Genomic DNA, 15077 nt, shown 5'->3' on the forward strand with positions numbered 1-15077 from the left:
GCAATGAGCGTGGCGATTAGAGTCATTCCGTGCCTGGACGTTGACGCCGGACGCGTGGTCAAGGGGGTCAATTTCGCTGATTTGCGGGATGCGGGGGATCCGGTTGAGTTGGCGCATCGCTACGATTTGGCTGGCGCCGATGAACTGACCTTCCTCGATGTCACCGCAAGCTCAGGGAACCGCGAAACCACCTTCGACGTGGTCGCCCGCACCGCGGAGGAAGTCTTTATCCCGCTGACCGTCGGCGGCGGGGTACGTGAAGTGGCCGACGTCGACCGATTGCTACGCACCGGAGCCGATAAAGCCTCAATCAACACCGCGGCGGTCAGTAGACCCGAAGTGATTGACGAGATCACCCGGCACTTCGGCTCGCAGGTATTAGTGCTCTCGTTGGACGCGAAGCGAATTGAAGGCGGCGCTAATGCCGAGATTCCCTCCGGCTTCGAGGTCACCACGCACGGTGGGCGGCGCGGCACCGGCATTGACGCGGTCGCCTGGGCAAAGCAGGCAGCGGATCGGGGAGTGGGCGAGATCCTGCTCAATTCCATTGACGCTGATGGTACCCAGGACGGCTTCGACCTGGAAATGATCCGGGCAGTGCGGGCCGCAGTGACCGTGCCGCTGATCGCCTCCGGCGGAGCAGGCAAGCCTGAGCATTTCCCCGCAGCGGTGATTGCGGGTGCGGATGCGGTGCTGGCGGCGTCAATCTTTCACTTCGGCCCGGTCAACGCGATCTCCGAGGTTAAGGCGGCCATCCGAGCGGCAGGCTACGAGGTTCGCTAGAAGGCAACTTAGCTAGAAAATAACCTAGCCGGTGGAGAGTCACTTGCTGGGCGAGCGCCAACTGTGTTTTCTAGAGCCCGATTTCCGCTGATTTGAGCAATGCCACAGCGTCTTGCTGCCCTTCAAAGGTGACCAAAGCATGGTCTGTCCGGCCGAAAGCGTGCATTAATAACTCGCCGGGGGCGCCCACAATGGCGACCGACACCGGCGCTCGCTTCGCCACATGCCGTGGCCCGGAGGGCTGTACCAGCACAATACCCAGATCGACGCCGCGGTAAAGCAGTGCGGCTCGTTTGATCAGTTCATCCCAGAGAGCTTGCGAATATTCCTCATCCAGGGCGCGCGGTGCCCAGCGGTCAGAGGCGCGCCGGACATCTTCGGTGTGCACAAAGTATTCGATCAGATTGGCACTCTCGTCGACCGCCTTAATTCTCATCGGGGAAAGCGCAGGCGGGCCGGAACGGAATTGTTCCACCAGTTTCGTATAGCTCTCCGGAGTGGAAGCCTTTGCGGCTACCTTGCGGGTGGTGGAATCCGAGGCGCGAGCGAAAGCTCGGAGGATAAGGCCCAGCCCGACCCCGGCATTGCGCTCTCGCAGATAGAGATGCGCGGCGAGTTCCTGAGTGCGCCAACCGGAGCATAGGGTATCCGCACCTGGGCCGGCTGCAAGCAATGTTTCGGCCAGGACTTCACGGGACGGATCTACGAAATGCATCACTTCGAAATTAGCATGTTCTGGCCTTAAAGGAGTGCTCCGAACCGCCGAAATTCTTCATCTGCAGACTCTCCGTGGAGATCTCGACCCTGCGCCGTCGAGCGGATTCCTCAGCGCCAGAGCTAGGCCATAGACTTGTTAGGATGCCCACCCTAAGAAACCCCGATGAACAATCGCTGCCCGCTGAGATAGCTGAGCGGTTGAAACGTGATTCAGCAGGCCTAGTTGCGGCCGTGGTGCAGCAATATGACAGCCAGCAAGTGCTAATGCTCGGCTGGATGGACGATGAGGCACTGCGACGGACCTTGAGTACCGGCCGGGTCACCTTCTACTCCCGGTCGAGGCAGGAGTACTGGCGTAAAGGCGATACGTCCGGAAATATCCAATTGGTGAAATCGGTAGCACTTGACTGTGATGGTGATGCCCTGCTGATCCGCGTCGATCAACACGGCCCGGCCTGTCACACCGGAACTCGCAGCTGTTTTGATGGTCGGCAGATCCCTGCCGTCGTGCTCGACCAAGAAAGTGAATAATGAAGGAAATATCCACCGTGGCGCTGGGCAAGATTAGCCCTAGCCTCGAGGAATTCCGCGAGCTAGCGCGCAATCACCGGGTCATTCCGGTGACCTTGCGGGTGCTGGCGGATTCATATACTCCCATTGCTCTGTATCGGGCGCTGGCTGATGGCGCTCCGGGTACCTTTCTGATGGAGTCTGCCGCGCCGGGCGGAGTCTGGTCGCAGCATTCCTTTATCGGGGTGCGCTCCCGGGCCACGTTGACCAGTAAAGCTGGCCAAGCTTTCTGGATTGGTGAGCCGCCGAGTGGAGTTCCGCAAGACGGCAACCCGGTAGAAGCGCTGGCTAAAACCGTTGAGTTGTTGCAGACCGAGCGGTTCACCGGTTTGCCGCCGTTCAGTTCCGGCATGGTGGGGTTCCTGGGCTGGGAATCAGTGAGGCACTGGGAGCGGCTGCCAAATCCACCGAAAGATGACCTTGGCTTGCCTGAACTGGCGATGAACCTGGTCAGCGATATGGCGGTGCACGACAATACCGATGGCAGCGTGCTCTTGATCGCTAATGCGATTAACTTCGATGGCAGCGACGAACGGGTCGATGAAGCCTGGCAGGACGCGGTTGAACGGGTGCAGGTCATGCTGCAGACCATGAATGCCCCCTTGAAACCGTCGGTGAGCGCGCTGAGCGAAGCGGAGGCAGTGGCCGCGCCGGACGCTTACCGTGCCGCGGTACGGGAAAGCTGGGATGAAGCCGAGTACCTCGGCGCAATCAAACTCGGTAAAGAAGCAATCGTCGACGGCGAGGTCTTCCAGGTGGTGATTTCTCGGCGGTTCGAAATGCATAACGCCGCCGATCCGCTTGACGTCTATCGCTTGCTGCGCGCATCGAACCCGAGCCCCTATATGTATCTTTACAGCTTCGTGGACCCGGACGGCGAGAACTACTCGATTGTCGGTTCCTCGCCCGAGGCGCTCGTTACGGTGACCGGCGACGAAGTGATCACGCACCCGATTGCTGGCTCCCGGCCACGGGGCAAGACCGTAGAGGCTGACCAAGCACTGGCTGAAGACCTGCTCGCCGATCAGAAGGAACGCGCCGAACACCTGATGCTGGTGGACCTGGCCCGTAATGACATTTCCAAGGTCTGCCTGCCCGGTACCGTAGACGTCACTCAGTTCATGGAGGTGGAGCGGTTCAGTCACATCATGCACCTGGTCTCCACCGTGGTCGGCACCCTGGCGCCGGGGAAGACCGCCTATCACACGCTCGCCGCCACATTCCCGGCGGGCACTCTTTCTGGAGCACCCAAACCCCGGGCGATGCGACTGCTCGACGAACTCGAACCGCACCGGCGCGGGCTCTATGGCGGAGTGGTTGGTTACCTGGATTTCGCCGGAAATATGGACACCGCAATCAGTATTCGTACCGCGCTGCTTCGGGGGGATACCGCCTATGTGCAAGCCGGCGGTGGAATTGTGGCGGATTCGGATGACGTTGCCGAAGCGCAGGAATCGGTCAATAAGGCGGCTGCGCCGCTACGGGCGGTCTATCTGGCTCAGCATCTGAGCAGCGTGAGCACCACTGATTCAGCATCGGAGGCTCAGCATGACGGAACCTAAGCCAGCTAACAAGGTTCCAGCTTTTCGGCGGAAAAGTGTGCTGATCCTTAGCGCTCTGCTCTTGAGCATCATTATTTTCGGCACCACCACTCAAACCTGGCTGTACAGCACTGCCGACCAAGGGGCAGTGAAGACGGCAGATATCGCTATTCAGGGGTCCAAGGCGGCGACCGCTGTCACCGCTCTGGCCGTGGTCGCGATTGCCGGTTCCCTGGCCGCTTCGATTTCTGGTCGGGTAATCCGAATCGTGGCTGGCTGCGTTGTGCTGCTGGCTGCTATCGGGATCGACATCGCGGTGATCACTGTGCTGCTGAACCCTCAGGCGGCAGCCGCCGGGCCGGTGGGCGCCCAAATCGGGCTGACCGGCATCTCCCTGAGCGTCACCCTGACCGCAATGATCTGGATCGCCCTGGTCGCCGGAGTTCTGCTGATCTTCAGCGCGCTCGCCATCTTGGTACTGGGCAGGAAATGGCCGGGCAGCAAGAAGTACGACAACTACCGCACCACACCGGCTAGTCAAAGCGCGGAACCGGTCGACGATATCGACAGTTGGGATCGGCTGAGCCGTGGTGAGGACCCAACATCTGGCACAATAGAAGACAGTTCAGCAGACCACAGCAATCAGGAGAAGTCATGAGCCCGGAGACCGTCAATCGCGAAGCAGCTGTAAGCCAGGCGCAGGCCCCGCAAGCAGCCGACGGACACGGTAATAGCCCGGCAGCCTGGAGCTGCGTTTTCATTATGCTGGCGGGTGCTTTGCTTTCCTCAATCGCCTTCGTGTTGGCTAATACTGTGTTATTCGTGGCCGGTCTCGGCGTGATGGTTATCGGCCTGATCGTGGGCTGGGTACTGCGTGCGGTGGGATTCGGAGTTGGCGGTTCTAGGGTCAAGAACTCGGGCCACTAAGTGCCTGATTCAGCGATGTCCGGAACGGTTCTTGACCAGATCATCCAAGGGGTAAGGGCTGACTTAGCGGAGCGCCAGCGCAGTGTTTCCTTAGCGGATCTCAAGACTGCGGTGCTCGAACAGCCAGCGGCGCTCAATGCCTTAGCGGCTTTGCAGCAGCCAGGACTCGCGGTGATTGCCGAGGTCAAACGACGTAGCCCTTCTAAAGGCGAGCTGGCGAGCATTGCCGATCCGGCCGCGCTGGCTCGGCGCTATGCCGAAGGCGGTGCTGCGGTGGTCAGCGTGCTGACCGAAGAGCGTCGATTCTCCGGCACACTCGAGGACCTGGACGCGGTGCGAGCCGCCATCGATATTCCGGTGCTGCGCAAAGATTTCACGGTTGATGCTTACCAAATTTGGGAAGCTAGAGCTCACGGCGCTGATCTGGTGCTGCTCATTGTGGCGGCACTCAGCGATCAACAGCTTGCCGATTTCCTGGCACTCACCGAAGAACTCGGCATGCACGCCCTGGTGGAAACCCACACCGCTGAAGAAGTGGCGCGCGCGCTCGCGGTGGGTGCCAGGATCATTGGCGTGAATGTCCGTAACTTGAAAACCCTCGACGTCGATCGGGATGTTTTCGCACCGCTCGCCGCTGAACTACCGGCGGGCTTGGTAGTGGTGGCTGAGTCGGGCGTGCGCGACGCCAACGACGTAGCCCGCTATGCTTCCGAAGGTGCCACCGCAATCCTGGTCGGCGAAGCGCTGGTCAGCGATTCAACCCCGGCGGAGCGGATCGCAGAATTCCGTGCGGTCGCCGCCCAGGCCAACTGACACACTATTAGAAGGACTCATCATGGTCAGCAACCCATCGCCTGCTTCGCTCAAGCATGCCACCGGACCGTATTTCGGGGACTTCGGCGGGCGCTGGATGCCCGAGTCCTTGATTGCGGCTTTGGACCAGCTCGAGGACACCTTTGAGAAAGCCAAGGTCGACCCCGAATTTCTTGCCGAGATAGCAAGGCTGAACAAGGACTACTCCGGACGGCCTTCGCTACTCACCGAGGCGCGCCGCTTCGCCGAGCACGCTGGTGGGGTCCGGGTTTTCTTGAAGCGCGAAGATCTCAACCACACTGGTTCGCACAAGATCAATAATGTGCTCGGCCAAGCCCTGCTCGCGCAGCGAATGGGTAAGACCCGGCTGATCGCCGAGACCGGGGCCGGCCAGCACGGAGTCGCCAGTGCCACCGCGGCCGCCTTGCTCGGGATGGAATGCGTGGTTTACATGGGAGCCGAGGACTGCCGTCGGCAATCTCTGAACGTGGCTCGCATGCAGTTGCTCGGTGCCACCGTGATCCCGGTGACCAATGGCTCCCAAACCCTCAAAGACGCCATTAACGAAGCGTTGCGAGACTGGGTCGCGAACGTCGATAACACCCATTACCTGCTCGGTACAGCGGCCGGAGCCCACCCGTTCCCGGCGATGGTGCGTTTCTTCCACGAAGTGATCGGCGAGGAAGCCCGTGAGCAGGTTCTGGCGCAGACCGGCAAGCTGCCGGACGCGGTTTGTGCTTGTGTTGGCGGCGGTTCTAACGCCATTGGCATTTTCCATGCTTTCCTCGATGACGAGTCGGTGAAGCTCTATGGTTTCGAGCCTGGTGGCGATGGCGTGGAAACTGGCCGACATGCGGCAACTATCACGCTTGGCCGTCCGGGCGTGCTGCACGGCGCACGGTCCTTCTTGATGCAGGACGAGGACGGCCAGACCATTGAATCGCATTCAATCTCCGCTGGTCTTGATTATCCCGGCGTCGGGCCTGAGCATTCCTATCTGGCCGAGATTGGTCGAGCCAGTTACGAACCGGTGACCGACACCGAGGCGATGGACGCCTTCTCGCTGCTTTGCCGCACCGAAGGCATCATTCCGGCCATTGAGTCCGCGCATGCGTTGGCCGGAGCGATCAAAATCGGTCAGCGGCTGGCCGAAGGGGTAGCAGATCCCAGCGAACTGGTGGTTTTGGTGAATCTTTCTGGCCGCGGCGATAAGGACGTTGGCACCGCTGCCGAATGGTTCAAGCTCGGCACACTTGATTTAGGAGTCGCGAAATGACTGTCAGCACCTCAGCCACCACGAGTGGGGCAGCACAATCGCTCAGCAAAGCGGCGGCGGCAATCGACAGGGCGAAGGCGGCAGGCCGGAAAGCCCTGATCGGCTACCTGCCGGCCGGCTACCCGGATGTGCAGGCCACCATTGACGCCGGAATTGCGATGGCACGCAACGGTGCTGATCTGATTGAAATCGGTATTCCCTATTCTGACCCGGTGATGGACGGGCCGGTGATTCAGGCCGCCACCACGGCAGCCCTGGCAGATGGTTTCCGGGTCGCTCAGGTCTTTGACGTGGTGGCTGGTATCACTGCTGAGACTGATGCTGCCGTGCTGGTGATGACCTACTGGAACCCGGTGCTGCAGATGGGGGTGCGCGAGTTCTCGCGTCGGCTCGCCGCGGCTGGGGGAGCAGGCCTGATCACCCCCGACCTAATCCCCGACGAAGCCGAAGAGTGGTTTACCGCCTCGGACGAATTCGGTCTGGATCGGGTGTTCTTGGTAGCGCCCTCCTCCACTCCGGAGCGGCTCGCTAGAACCGTAGCCGCGAGCCGTGGTTTTGTTTATGCGGTGTCAATTATGGGAGTCACCGGCGAACGCCAGAATGTTTCCTCCAGCGCCGAAGCATTAGTGGCCGCCACCCGTCGAGCCGGTGCGGAGCGGGTTTGTGTGGGCCTCGGAGTTAGCCACGCCGGGCACGTCGAAGAGATCGCTCGCTATGCGGATGGGGTTATTGTAGGCACTGCCTTAGTTGCCGCGATCCGGGACGGTGGAGTCCCGGCGGTGGCAACCCTGGTCAAGGAGTTGAGTGCCGGTACTGCTGCGTCAGCGCACCGGGAGAACGAAGAAGGGCGATCATGAGCACCCTACAGGTGGCTAGCGCGATGCCGGCCAGCATTCCGAGCCCCAGTTGGTCCGGTTTCTCTATTCCCTTGCCGTGGGGGGCGTTGACCATTCACGCTTACGCGCTCGCCATCTTGCTCGGCATTATCGCCGCGCTCTGGCTGACCAGCGTTCGCTGGAAACGGCGTAACCCGCCGGAGGGCTCGCTCTGGGACATTGCCATCTGGGCCATTCCCTTCGGCATTATCGGCGGCCGTCTCTACCATGTGTTTTCCTCCCCGGACGCTTATTTTGGCCCCGGTTACAGTGGCGGCGGTGATCCGTGGAAGATCCTGCGGATCTGGGAAGGCGGCCTCGGTATTTGGGGAGCCGTGGTACTGGGTGTGGTCGGTGCTTGGATTGGCTGCCGTCGCTCCGGGGTCAAGGTCACCGCGCTCATTGACGCAGCCGCGCCCGGGCTCTTGCTGGCCCAGGCAATTGGCCGCTGGGGTAACTACTTCAACCAGGAGCTCTTCGGCGGCCCCACCACGCTGCCCTGGGGCCTGCAGGTAGATCCGAATAGCCCCAACTTTCCGGCCGGTTATGCGGCAGACACGCTTTTCCACCCGACCTTCCTCTATGAGTGCCTCTGGAACCTGGTCGGGGTAGTGATCCTGCTGCTGCTGGACCGCAAATTCCACTTCCGCCGGGGCCGGTTGTTCTGGCTTTACGCGATGTACTACACGCTCGGCCGGGTCTGGATCGAGGCGCTCCGAATTGACGATGCCGAGCAAATCACCTTCTTCGGCATTACCACCAGATTGAACGTCTGGACCTCGATCCTGGTCTTCCTGGTTTCGCTGCTGATCTTCCTGGTGCTGAGCTTCGTTGGACGTAAGAACGACGCCACCGCCTCGGTGATGCTGCCCGGGCGCGAAGCAGAGCGTGAGCAAGCCGCTGAGGAACCGCTCGAGCCAATAGCAGCAGCTGAGCCTGCTGGCTCTGTCGGCGCCGCTGGCTCTGCCGTAACCATTGACGCTGGCGGCAGTGCAACGCAGGCTGAGTCGGCAAATCTAGCGACTGAGTCGGCCGCTGCCGGTTCGGTAAAAACCTCGATAGATCCAGCAACCGTGACGACCACCGAGGCTGAGCCAGCCGAAGTTAAACCGGTGGAGGCAGAGCAGTCGAACGCCGCACCGCCCGTCCAGAATGTGGACAAATCATCTCAGGATGCGACCATTGAGGCGGCCCATGATAATCTGCCCAATAACTCTTCGGAGGTGCAGACCAGCACCGATTCCGAGGCTGAGACGCAGGGCGGAACTACCGACAAGCCCTGAGTCGCTGCGGCGCATCCACGGCACGCGACGATAACTTCATGCAGGGCGAGAATTCTCGCCCTCCGGGGCCAGTGTTGTCCCCCTCGCCACGACACCGGTCGTGTGCATACTGACGGGGAAGGACTCAGCTATGACGCACCACTCTTCCGCAGCGGATTCGCTCGCGGCTCAGCACACTGACGTCCAGAGCTCAGCGCCTCAAGCTACGGATGTCCGGTCACCTTTCGAACGATTCGCCAGCCTACCCGCGGCGAACGGTCTCTATCACCCAGAGGATGAGAAAGACGCCTGCGGTCTAGCCATCATCGCCACGCTGCGCGGTGTCGCCGGACACGATATCGTCGATGCCGCGCTGACCGCATTACGAGCCCTAGAACATCGCGGTGCGGTGGGCGCAGACGAAGGCACTGGTGACGGGGCGGGTCTGCTGACGCAGATTCCGGACGAATTCTTCCGTGCCGTTGTCGATTTTGAGCTGCCGCAAACCGGCAGTTATGTGGTCGGTACCGCTTTCTTGCCGGTGCAGGAAAGTGAAGCTCGAGTCGCCATCGAAGGCTTGGAGTCACTGGCCGCGGAAGAGGGACTCCAAGTATTGGGCTGGCGTAAGGTCCCGGTGGTGGAAGAGCTGATCGGCTCGATGGCCCGGGCCTCAATGCCGCGATTCATGCAGCTCTTTATGGCCTTACCGGAAGGCCACGGAGTGGCCAGCGCTGAGCTGCCGATAACGCTCGACTCCCGTGCTTACCGGATCCGGAAACGCGCGCAGAACAAGCTGGGTGTCTACTTCCCTTCGCTCTCGAGCCGCACCATTGTCTATAAGGGCATGCTCACCACCGCCCAGTTGGAACCGTTCTACCCGGACCTTTCCGATGCTCGGTTCAAAACCAAACTGGGCATTGTGCACTCCCGCTTCTCAACCAACACCTTCCCATCCTGGCCGCTCGCGCAACCCTTCCGGACCATCGCTCACAATGGCGAAATCAATACCGTGAAAGGGAACCGAAACTGGATGCGGGCCCGGCAGTCAACGCTGGCCAGCCCGCTACTGGGGGATAACCCGGAGGAATTGTTTCCAATCTGTACGCCGGGCGCCTCAGACTCGACGTCCTTCGACGAAGTAGCCGAGTTGCTCTGGCTTTCCGGCAGGCCGATCACTCACGCCATTATGATGATGATTCCGGAGGCCTGGGAAAACCATGCCACCATGGACCCGGCTCGCCGGGCCTTTTATGAGTACCACTCATTGTTAATGGAACCCTGGGACGGGCCAGCCGCAGTATCCTTCAGCGATGGTTCCCTGGTCGGTGCCACTTTGGACCGCAATGGCCTGCGTCCGGGACGATATTGGATCACCGAGGACGGCTTAGTGGTCTTCGCCTCCGAGGTCGGCGTGGTTGATATCGAGCCCGCTAAGGTGGTCAAGAAGGGCCGAGTCTCACCGGGCAAAATGTTCCTGGTAGATACCGATGCCGGTCGGATCGTTGCCGACGAGGAGATCAAGGCCGAGTTGGCCGCCGCCGAGCCGTGGGCGGAATGGCTGGAACACAATCTGATCAGCCTGAAAGATTTGCCCGAGCGTGAGCACGTGGTGCACACCTCGGCTTCGGTCAACCTGCGTCAGCGGACTTTTGGTTATACCCAAGAAGAGCTCCGGATTCTGCTTGGCCCGATGGCGCGGACCGGCGCCGAGCCGCTTGGTGCGATGGGTTCCGATACACCGATTGCGGTGCTCTCCAATCGGCCCCGGCTGCTTTTTGACTACTTTGTGCAATCCTTCGCGCAGGTCACCAACCCCCCGCTGGATGCGATCCGTGAAGAACTCGTCACCTCGCTGCGCACTTCAATCGGACCGAACGGTAACTTGCTGGCCAGCACCGAGGTGCGGCAACCGCAGGTGTCCTTAGACTTTCCGGTGATCGATAATGACGAGCTGGCAAAAATTGCCAATATCGAATCGGCCGACGGCGATCGCTTAGCGATCAAGGTTCGCGGCCTCTACCGGGTGGCTGGTGGCGAGGCGGCATTGCGGGCTCGGCTGACCGAGATCTGCGAACAAGTTTCGGGAGCGATTAACCGGGGCGTGCAGTACCTGGTGCTTTCGGATCGTGAATCCAATGCGCAGTGGGCGCCGATTCCGTCGTTGCTGCTGATCAGTGCGGTGCATCATCATCTCTTGCGTAGCGCCACCCGGACCAAGACCGCGTTAGTAGTTGAGGCCGGTGACGTTCGGGAAGTGCATCACGTCGCCTTGCTGATCGGTTATGGAGCGGCCGCGGTCAACCCCTATTTGGCGATGGAAAGCGTCGAGGAACTGATTCGTTGCGACGACATCGTCGGCGTCACCCCAGAACAAGGTGTTTACAACCTCATCAAGGGCCTGGGCAAAGGCGTACTCAAGATCATGTCCAAAATGGGTATCTCCACCGTGGCTTCATACTGTGGTGCCCAGACTTTCGAAGCACTAGGCCTTTCGCAGGAATTAGTCGACGAATTTTTCTCCGGGACCCGCAGCCAGCTAGGTGGCATCGGGCTCGAAGTTTTGGCCGCCGAGGTGGCGGCACGACATGCCATGGCCTACCCCGAAGATGGCGTGGAACAAGCACACCGTCCTTTGCTCGGTGGCGGCGAGTATCAGTGGCGTCGGGAGGGTGAACCGCACCTTTTCAATCCGGATACTGTTTTCAGGCTCCAGCATGCCACCCGTGAGCGTCGCTACGACATCTTCAAGAACTACACCAAGGCGGTCGACGACCAGTCCGCAAACCTCATGACCTTGCGGGGCCTGCTGAATTTCAAAACTGGGGTCCGGCCAGCCATTTCAATCGATGAAGTTGAGCCGATCTCCGAAATCGTCAAGCGCTTCTCCACTGGGGCGATGAGTTACGGCTCGATCTCTCAGGAAGCTCACGAGACACTGGCCATTGCGATGAACCAGTTGGGCGGCAAGTCCAATACCGGTGAGGGTGGCGAGGACGTCGATCGTTTGCTCGACCCGCGTCGGCGTTCGGCCATTAAGCAGGTGGCTTCCGGACGTTTCGGCGTTACCTCGCTCTACCTGAGCAACGCCGAAGATATCCAGATCAAGATGGCACAGGGGGCAAAACCCGGCGAAGGCGGCCAGCTAATGGCCCAGAAGGTGTATCCGTGGATCGCTTCGACTCGGCATTCAACTCCGGGCGTCGGGTTGATTTCGCCGCCACCGCACCACGATATTTACTCGATTGAGGATTTGGCGCAGCTCATCTACGACCTCAAGCGCGCCAATCCTTCGGCTCGGGTGCACGTCAAGCTGGTCTCCGAGGTTGGCATTGGCACCGTAGCTGCTGGGGTGACTAAGTCCAAGGCCGATGTTGTGCTGGTCTCCGGTCATGACGGCGGCACCGGCGCTAGCCCGCTCAATTCGCTCAAGCATGCCGGTGCGCCCTGGGAACTAGGCCTGGCCGAAACTCAGCAGACGTTGATTCTGAACGGTTTGCGCGACCGGGTGGTGGTGCAGGTCGACGGCCAGCTCAAGACCGGGCGCGATGTAGTGATTGCGGCGTTGCTCGGGGCTGAGGAGTATGGCTTTGCCACCGCACCCTTGGTGGTTTCCGGCTGTGTGATGATGCGGGTTTGTCATCTGGATACCTGTCCGGTGGGGGTGGCCACCCAGAACCCCGAGTTGCGTGCCCGCTTCACTGGCAAGCCCGAGTTCGTGGTCAATTTCTTCGAATTCCTGGCGCAGGAGGTCCGTGAGATTCTCGCCGAGCTGGGCTTCCGCAGCCTGCAGGAAGCGATTGGTCAGGTTGACGCATTGAACGCTCAGCAAGCGGTTGACCATTGGAAGGCCGATGGCCTGAATTTGGCACCCATCTTGCAGAATCAGAGTTTCGATGCGGATGTGCCGCTACGTAATTTGGTGCCGCAGCATCATGAACTGGACAAGCATTTCGATCAGCAGCTGATCACCATGGCTGCGGAAGCTCTGGCAGATCGGAGCCCGGTCAAGATCAGCGTTCCGGTGGTCAATACCGATCGTTCGGTGGGCACCATGCTGGGGCATGAGGTGACCAAGAAGTTCGGGATTGAGGTGCTCGGCACTGACACCATCGACGTCACGCTGACCGGCCAGGCTGGTCAATCCTTGGGTGCCTTCCTGCCCGCCGGAATTACCTTGCGGTTGTTCGGCGATTCGAACGACTACGTGGGGAAGGGACTTTCCGGTGGCCGGATCATTGTGCGGCCAGAACGCAGCAATATCTTCGTCGCCGAAGAAAACGTGATTGCCGGAAATGTGATCGGCTACGGAGCTACTAGCGGCGAGATCTTCCTGCGCGGACAGGTCGGCGAACGCTTCCTGGTGCGCAATTCCGGTGCCACCGCGGTGGCCGAGGGAATTGGTGATCATGGTTGTGAGTACATGACCGGTGGGCGAGCATTGATTCTGGGCCGGACCGGCCGTAACTTTGGTGCGGGTATGTCCGGCGGGGTCGCCTATGTCTTAGATCTGCGGCATAGCAGGGTTAATAAACAAGCTCTTGAGTCGGGTGAACTGCAGCTGCACGAACTCGACCAAGAGGACTTTGAATTCGTCACCGAACTGTTGCGTAAACATCAGGAGGAGACCGGCTCAACCTTGGCGGCCAGACTACTCGCCGATCTTGAAGACTCACCAGAACTGACCACGGCGCGGTTCACCAAGGTGCTGCCCCGGGACTATGCGGCGGTTCTGGACACCCGGAAGAAGGCTTCAACCGAAGGTCTCGACCCGGATAGCGATGTGGTCTGGAAGCGGATTTTGGAGGTGACTGGTGGCTAATCCCCGAGGATTTTTAGAGGTTCGAAATCGGCAGACGCAACCGCGACGTCCCGTCTCGGTGCGCATTATGGACTGGAAAGAAGTCTACGAAGCGCAAGAGAAGGGTGTACTCAAATCTCAGGCCGGGCGCTGCATGGACTGCGGGGTGCCGTTCTGCCATCAGGGTTGTCCACTCGGCAATCTGATTCCGGAGTGGAACGATCTGGTTCGCCGTGACAAGGGCGAAGAAGCCATCGAGCGACTGCACGCCACTAATAACTTCCCGGAGTTCACCGGTCGGCTCTGCCCAGCACCGTGCGAGTCCTCCTGCGTGCTCGGTATCAATCAGCCCGCCGTCACGATCAAGCAAGTTGAAGTGTCGATCATTGACGATGCCTTCGACAACGATTGGGTAAAGCCGTTGCCGCCAGCTCGGCTGACCGGCCGTACCGTGGCCGTGGTGGGCTCAGGTCCAGCGGGCTTAGCTGCCGCGCAACAGCTTACCCGGGTGGGGCACACCGTCGCGGTCTATGAGCGCGATGACCGGATTGGTGGGCTACTGCGCTACGGTATTCCGGACTTCAAGATGGAGAAGGAACACCTGGATCGTAGGCTTGAGCAGATGCGCGCTGAAGGCACTCGTTTCCGGGCCGGTGTCGAAATTGGTAAAGACATCTCCTGGGAACAGTTGCGTCGCCGTTACGACACCGTGCTGATTGCCACCGGAGCCACCGTGCCGCGTGATTTGCCGATCCCGGGCCGGGAGCTCTCCGGGGTGCACTTCGCGATGGACTACCTCGTGCAGGCCAACCGAGTAGTGGCCGGTGACACCGTGGCAGAGCAGATTGACGCCCGGGGCAAGCACGTCATCATCCTCGGTGGTGGGGATACCGGTGCTGACTGCCTCGGCACCGCGCACCGTCAGCAGGCGGCCTCGGTGACCACGCTGGCTATTGGCATGCAGCCGCCGGCCGAGCGTCCGGCGCACCAGCCATGGCCGATGTTCCCGACTCTCTTCGAGGTCGCCAGCGCCCATGAAGAGGGCGGTGAGCGGACCTACTTAGCTTCCACCGTGGAGTTCGTCGGCAAGGACGGTGTACTGACCGCTTTGAAGATCGCGGAAACCGAGTATGTTGATGGTAAGCGGCTGCCCAAGGCCGGTACCGAACGTGAAATTCCGGCCGATTTGGTCTTCCTCTCGCTGGGCTTCACCGGCCCGGAAACTGTGGCGCTGAGCGAACAACTCGACGCCGAGCTCGATGGCCGGGGCAATGTGGTTCGGGACGGCTATTACATGACCAGTACCGATGGCGTCTTCGTCGCCGGTGATGCGGGCCGCGGCCAGTCGCTCATTGTCTGGGCCATTGCCGAGGGCCGGGCGGCTGCGGCTGCGGTAGATAAATACCTCAGCGGGTCAACCATTTTGCCGGCCCCAGTGGCCCCGAGCGACGTCGCAATCGCGCCGCTATAACTAAAGATTCATCCAAGATTCATCGTAGGAAAGACGCAGCACAC

The 15077-nt window shown here is 60.5% G+C and carries 12 protein-coding genes; 11 read left to right on the forward strand and 1 reads right to left on the reverse strand.

Translation table 11 applies throughout. From position 1 onward, the window contains the following. Nucleotides 1-3 precede the first annotated feature (3 nt). The gene (gene hisF / locus UM93_RS03540) at nucleotides 4-783 is read left to right on the forward strand and encodes an imidazole glycerol phosphate synthase subunit HisF (RefSeq protein ID WP_045073686.1); all 780 of its coding nucleotides are present in this window, start codon (nucleotides 4-6) and stop codon (nucleotides 781-783) included. Nucleotides 784-853: 70 nt separating this feature from the next. Here the strand turns inward: hisF and UM93_RS03545 are convergent, their stop codons facing one another. Next, nucleotides 854-1498: a TIGR03085 family metal-binding protein gene (locus tag UM93_RS03545; RefSeq protein WP_045073688.1), complete on the reverse strand. Its 645-nt coding sequence runs from the start codon at nucleotides 1496-1498 to the stop codon at nucleotides 854-856. Between the two features lie 143 nt (nucleotides 1499-1641). Here UM93_RS03545 and hisI point away from each other — a divergent pair, with 143 nt between their 5' ends. From hisI to UM93_RS03595, 10 genes are all read left to right on the forward strand, one after another. Next, the gene (gene hisI, locus UM93_RS03550; RefSeq protein WP_045073689.1) at nucleotides 1642-2031 is read left to right on the forward strand and encodes a phosphoribosyl-AMP cyclohydrolase; all 390 of its coding nucleotides are present in this window, start codon (nucleotides 1642-1644) and stop codon (nucleotides 2029-2031) included. After that, nucleotides 2031-3632 carry an anthranilate synthase component I gene (locus tag UM93_RS03555; protein ID WP_045073691.1) on the forward strand — a complete coding sequence of 534 codons (1602 nt, stop codon included), beginning with the start codon at nucleotides 2031-2033 and terminating at the stop codon, nucleotides 3630-3632. The genes hisI and UM93_RS03555 overlap by 1 nt, the downstream gene beginning before the upstream one ends. Next, a complete protein-coding gene (locus tag UM93_RS03560; protein ID WP_045073693.1) occupies nucleotides 3619-4269 on the forward strand; it encodes a Trp biosynthesis-associated membrane protein in 651 nt (216 codons plus the stop codon). The genes UM93_RS03555 and UM93_RS03560 overlap by 14 nt, the downstream gene beginning before the upstream one ends. Beyond that, on the forward strand, nucleotides 4266-4538 hold the full coding sequence (locus UM93_RS03565; RefSeq protein ID WP_045073695.1) for an HGxxPAAW family protein: 273 nt from the start codon (nucleotides 4266-4268) through the stop codon (nucleotides 4536-4538). Before UM93_RS03560 ends, UM93_RS03565 begins: the two co-directional genes overlap by 4 nt. 15 nt (nucleotides 4539-4553) lie before the next feature. After that, on the forward strand, nucleotides 4554-5351 hold the full coding sequence (trpC, locus tag UM93_RS03570) for an indole-3-glycerol phosphate synthase TrpC (protein WP_045076814.1): 798 nt from the start codon (nucleotides 4554-4556) through the stop codon (nucleotides 5349-5351). 22 nt (nucleotides 5352-5373) lie between these two features. Beyond that, nucleotides 5374-6627, forward strand: a complete 1254-nt coding sequence (trpB, locus tag UM93_RS03575) for a tryptophan synthase subunit beta (RefSeq protein ID WP_045073696.1) — start codon at nucleotides 5374-5376, stop codon at nucleotides 6625-6627. Beyond that, nucleotides 6624-7484 carry a tryptophan synthase subunit alpha gene (gene trpA, locus UM93_RS03580; RefSeq protein ID WP_045073698.1) on the forward strand — a complete coding sequence of 287 codons (861 nt, stop codon included), beginning with the start codon at nucleotides 6624-6626 and terminating at the stop codon, nucleotides 7482-7484. Before trpB ends, trpA begins: the two co-directional genes overlap by 4 nt. Beyond that, nucleotides 7481-8785: a prolipoprotein diacylglyceryl transferase gene (gene lgt, locus UM93_RS03585; RefSeq protein ID WP_052663593.1), complete on the forward strand. Its 1305-nt coding sequence runs from the start codon at nucleotides 7481-7483 to the stop codon at nucleotides 8783-8785. Before trpA ends, lgt begins: the two co-directional genes overlap by 4 nt. 130 nt (nucleotides 8786-8915) lie before the next feature. Next, complete coding sequence (gene gltB / locus UM93_RS03590) at nucleotides 8916-13583, forward strand: glutamate synthase large subunit (RefSeq protein WP_082057006.1); 4668 nt, start codon at nucleotides 8916-8918, stop codon at nucleotides 13581-13583. Further along, complete coding sequence (locus tag UM93_RS03595; protein ID WP_045073701.1) at nucleotides 13576-15033, forward strand: glutamate synthase subunit beta; 1458 nt, start codon at nucleotides 13576-13578, stop codon at nucleotides 15031-15033. The genes gltB and UM93_RS03595 overlap by 8 nt, the downstream gene beginning before the upstream one ends. Nucleotides 15034-15077: the final 44 nt, after the last annotated feature.

Source organism: Psychromicrobium lacuslunae (assembly GCF_000950575.1).
GTDB classification, from domain to species: Bacteria; Actinomycetota; Actinomycetes; order Actinomycetales; family Micrococcaceae; genus Renibacterium; species Renibacterium lacuslunae.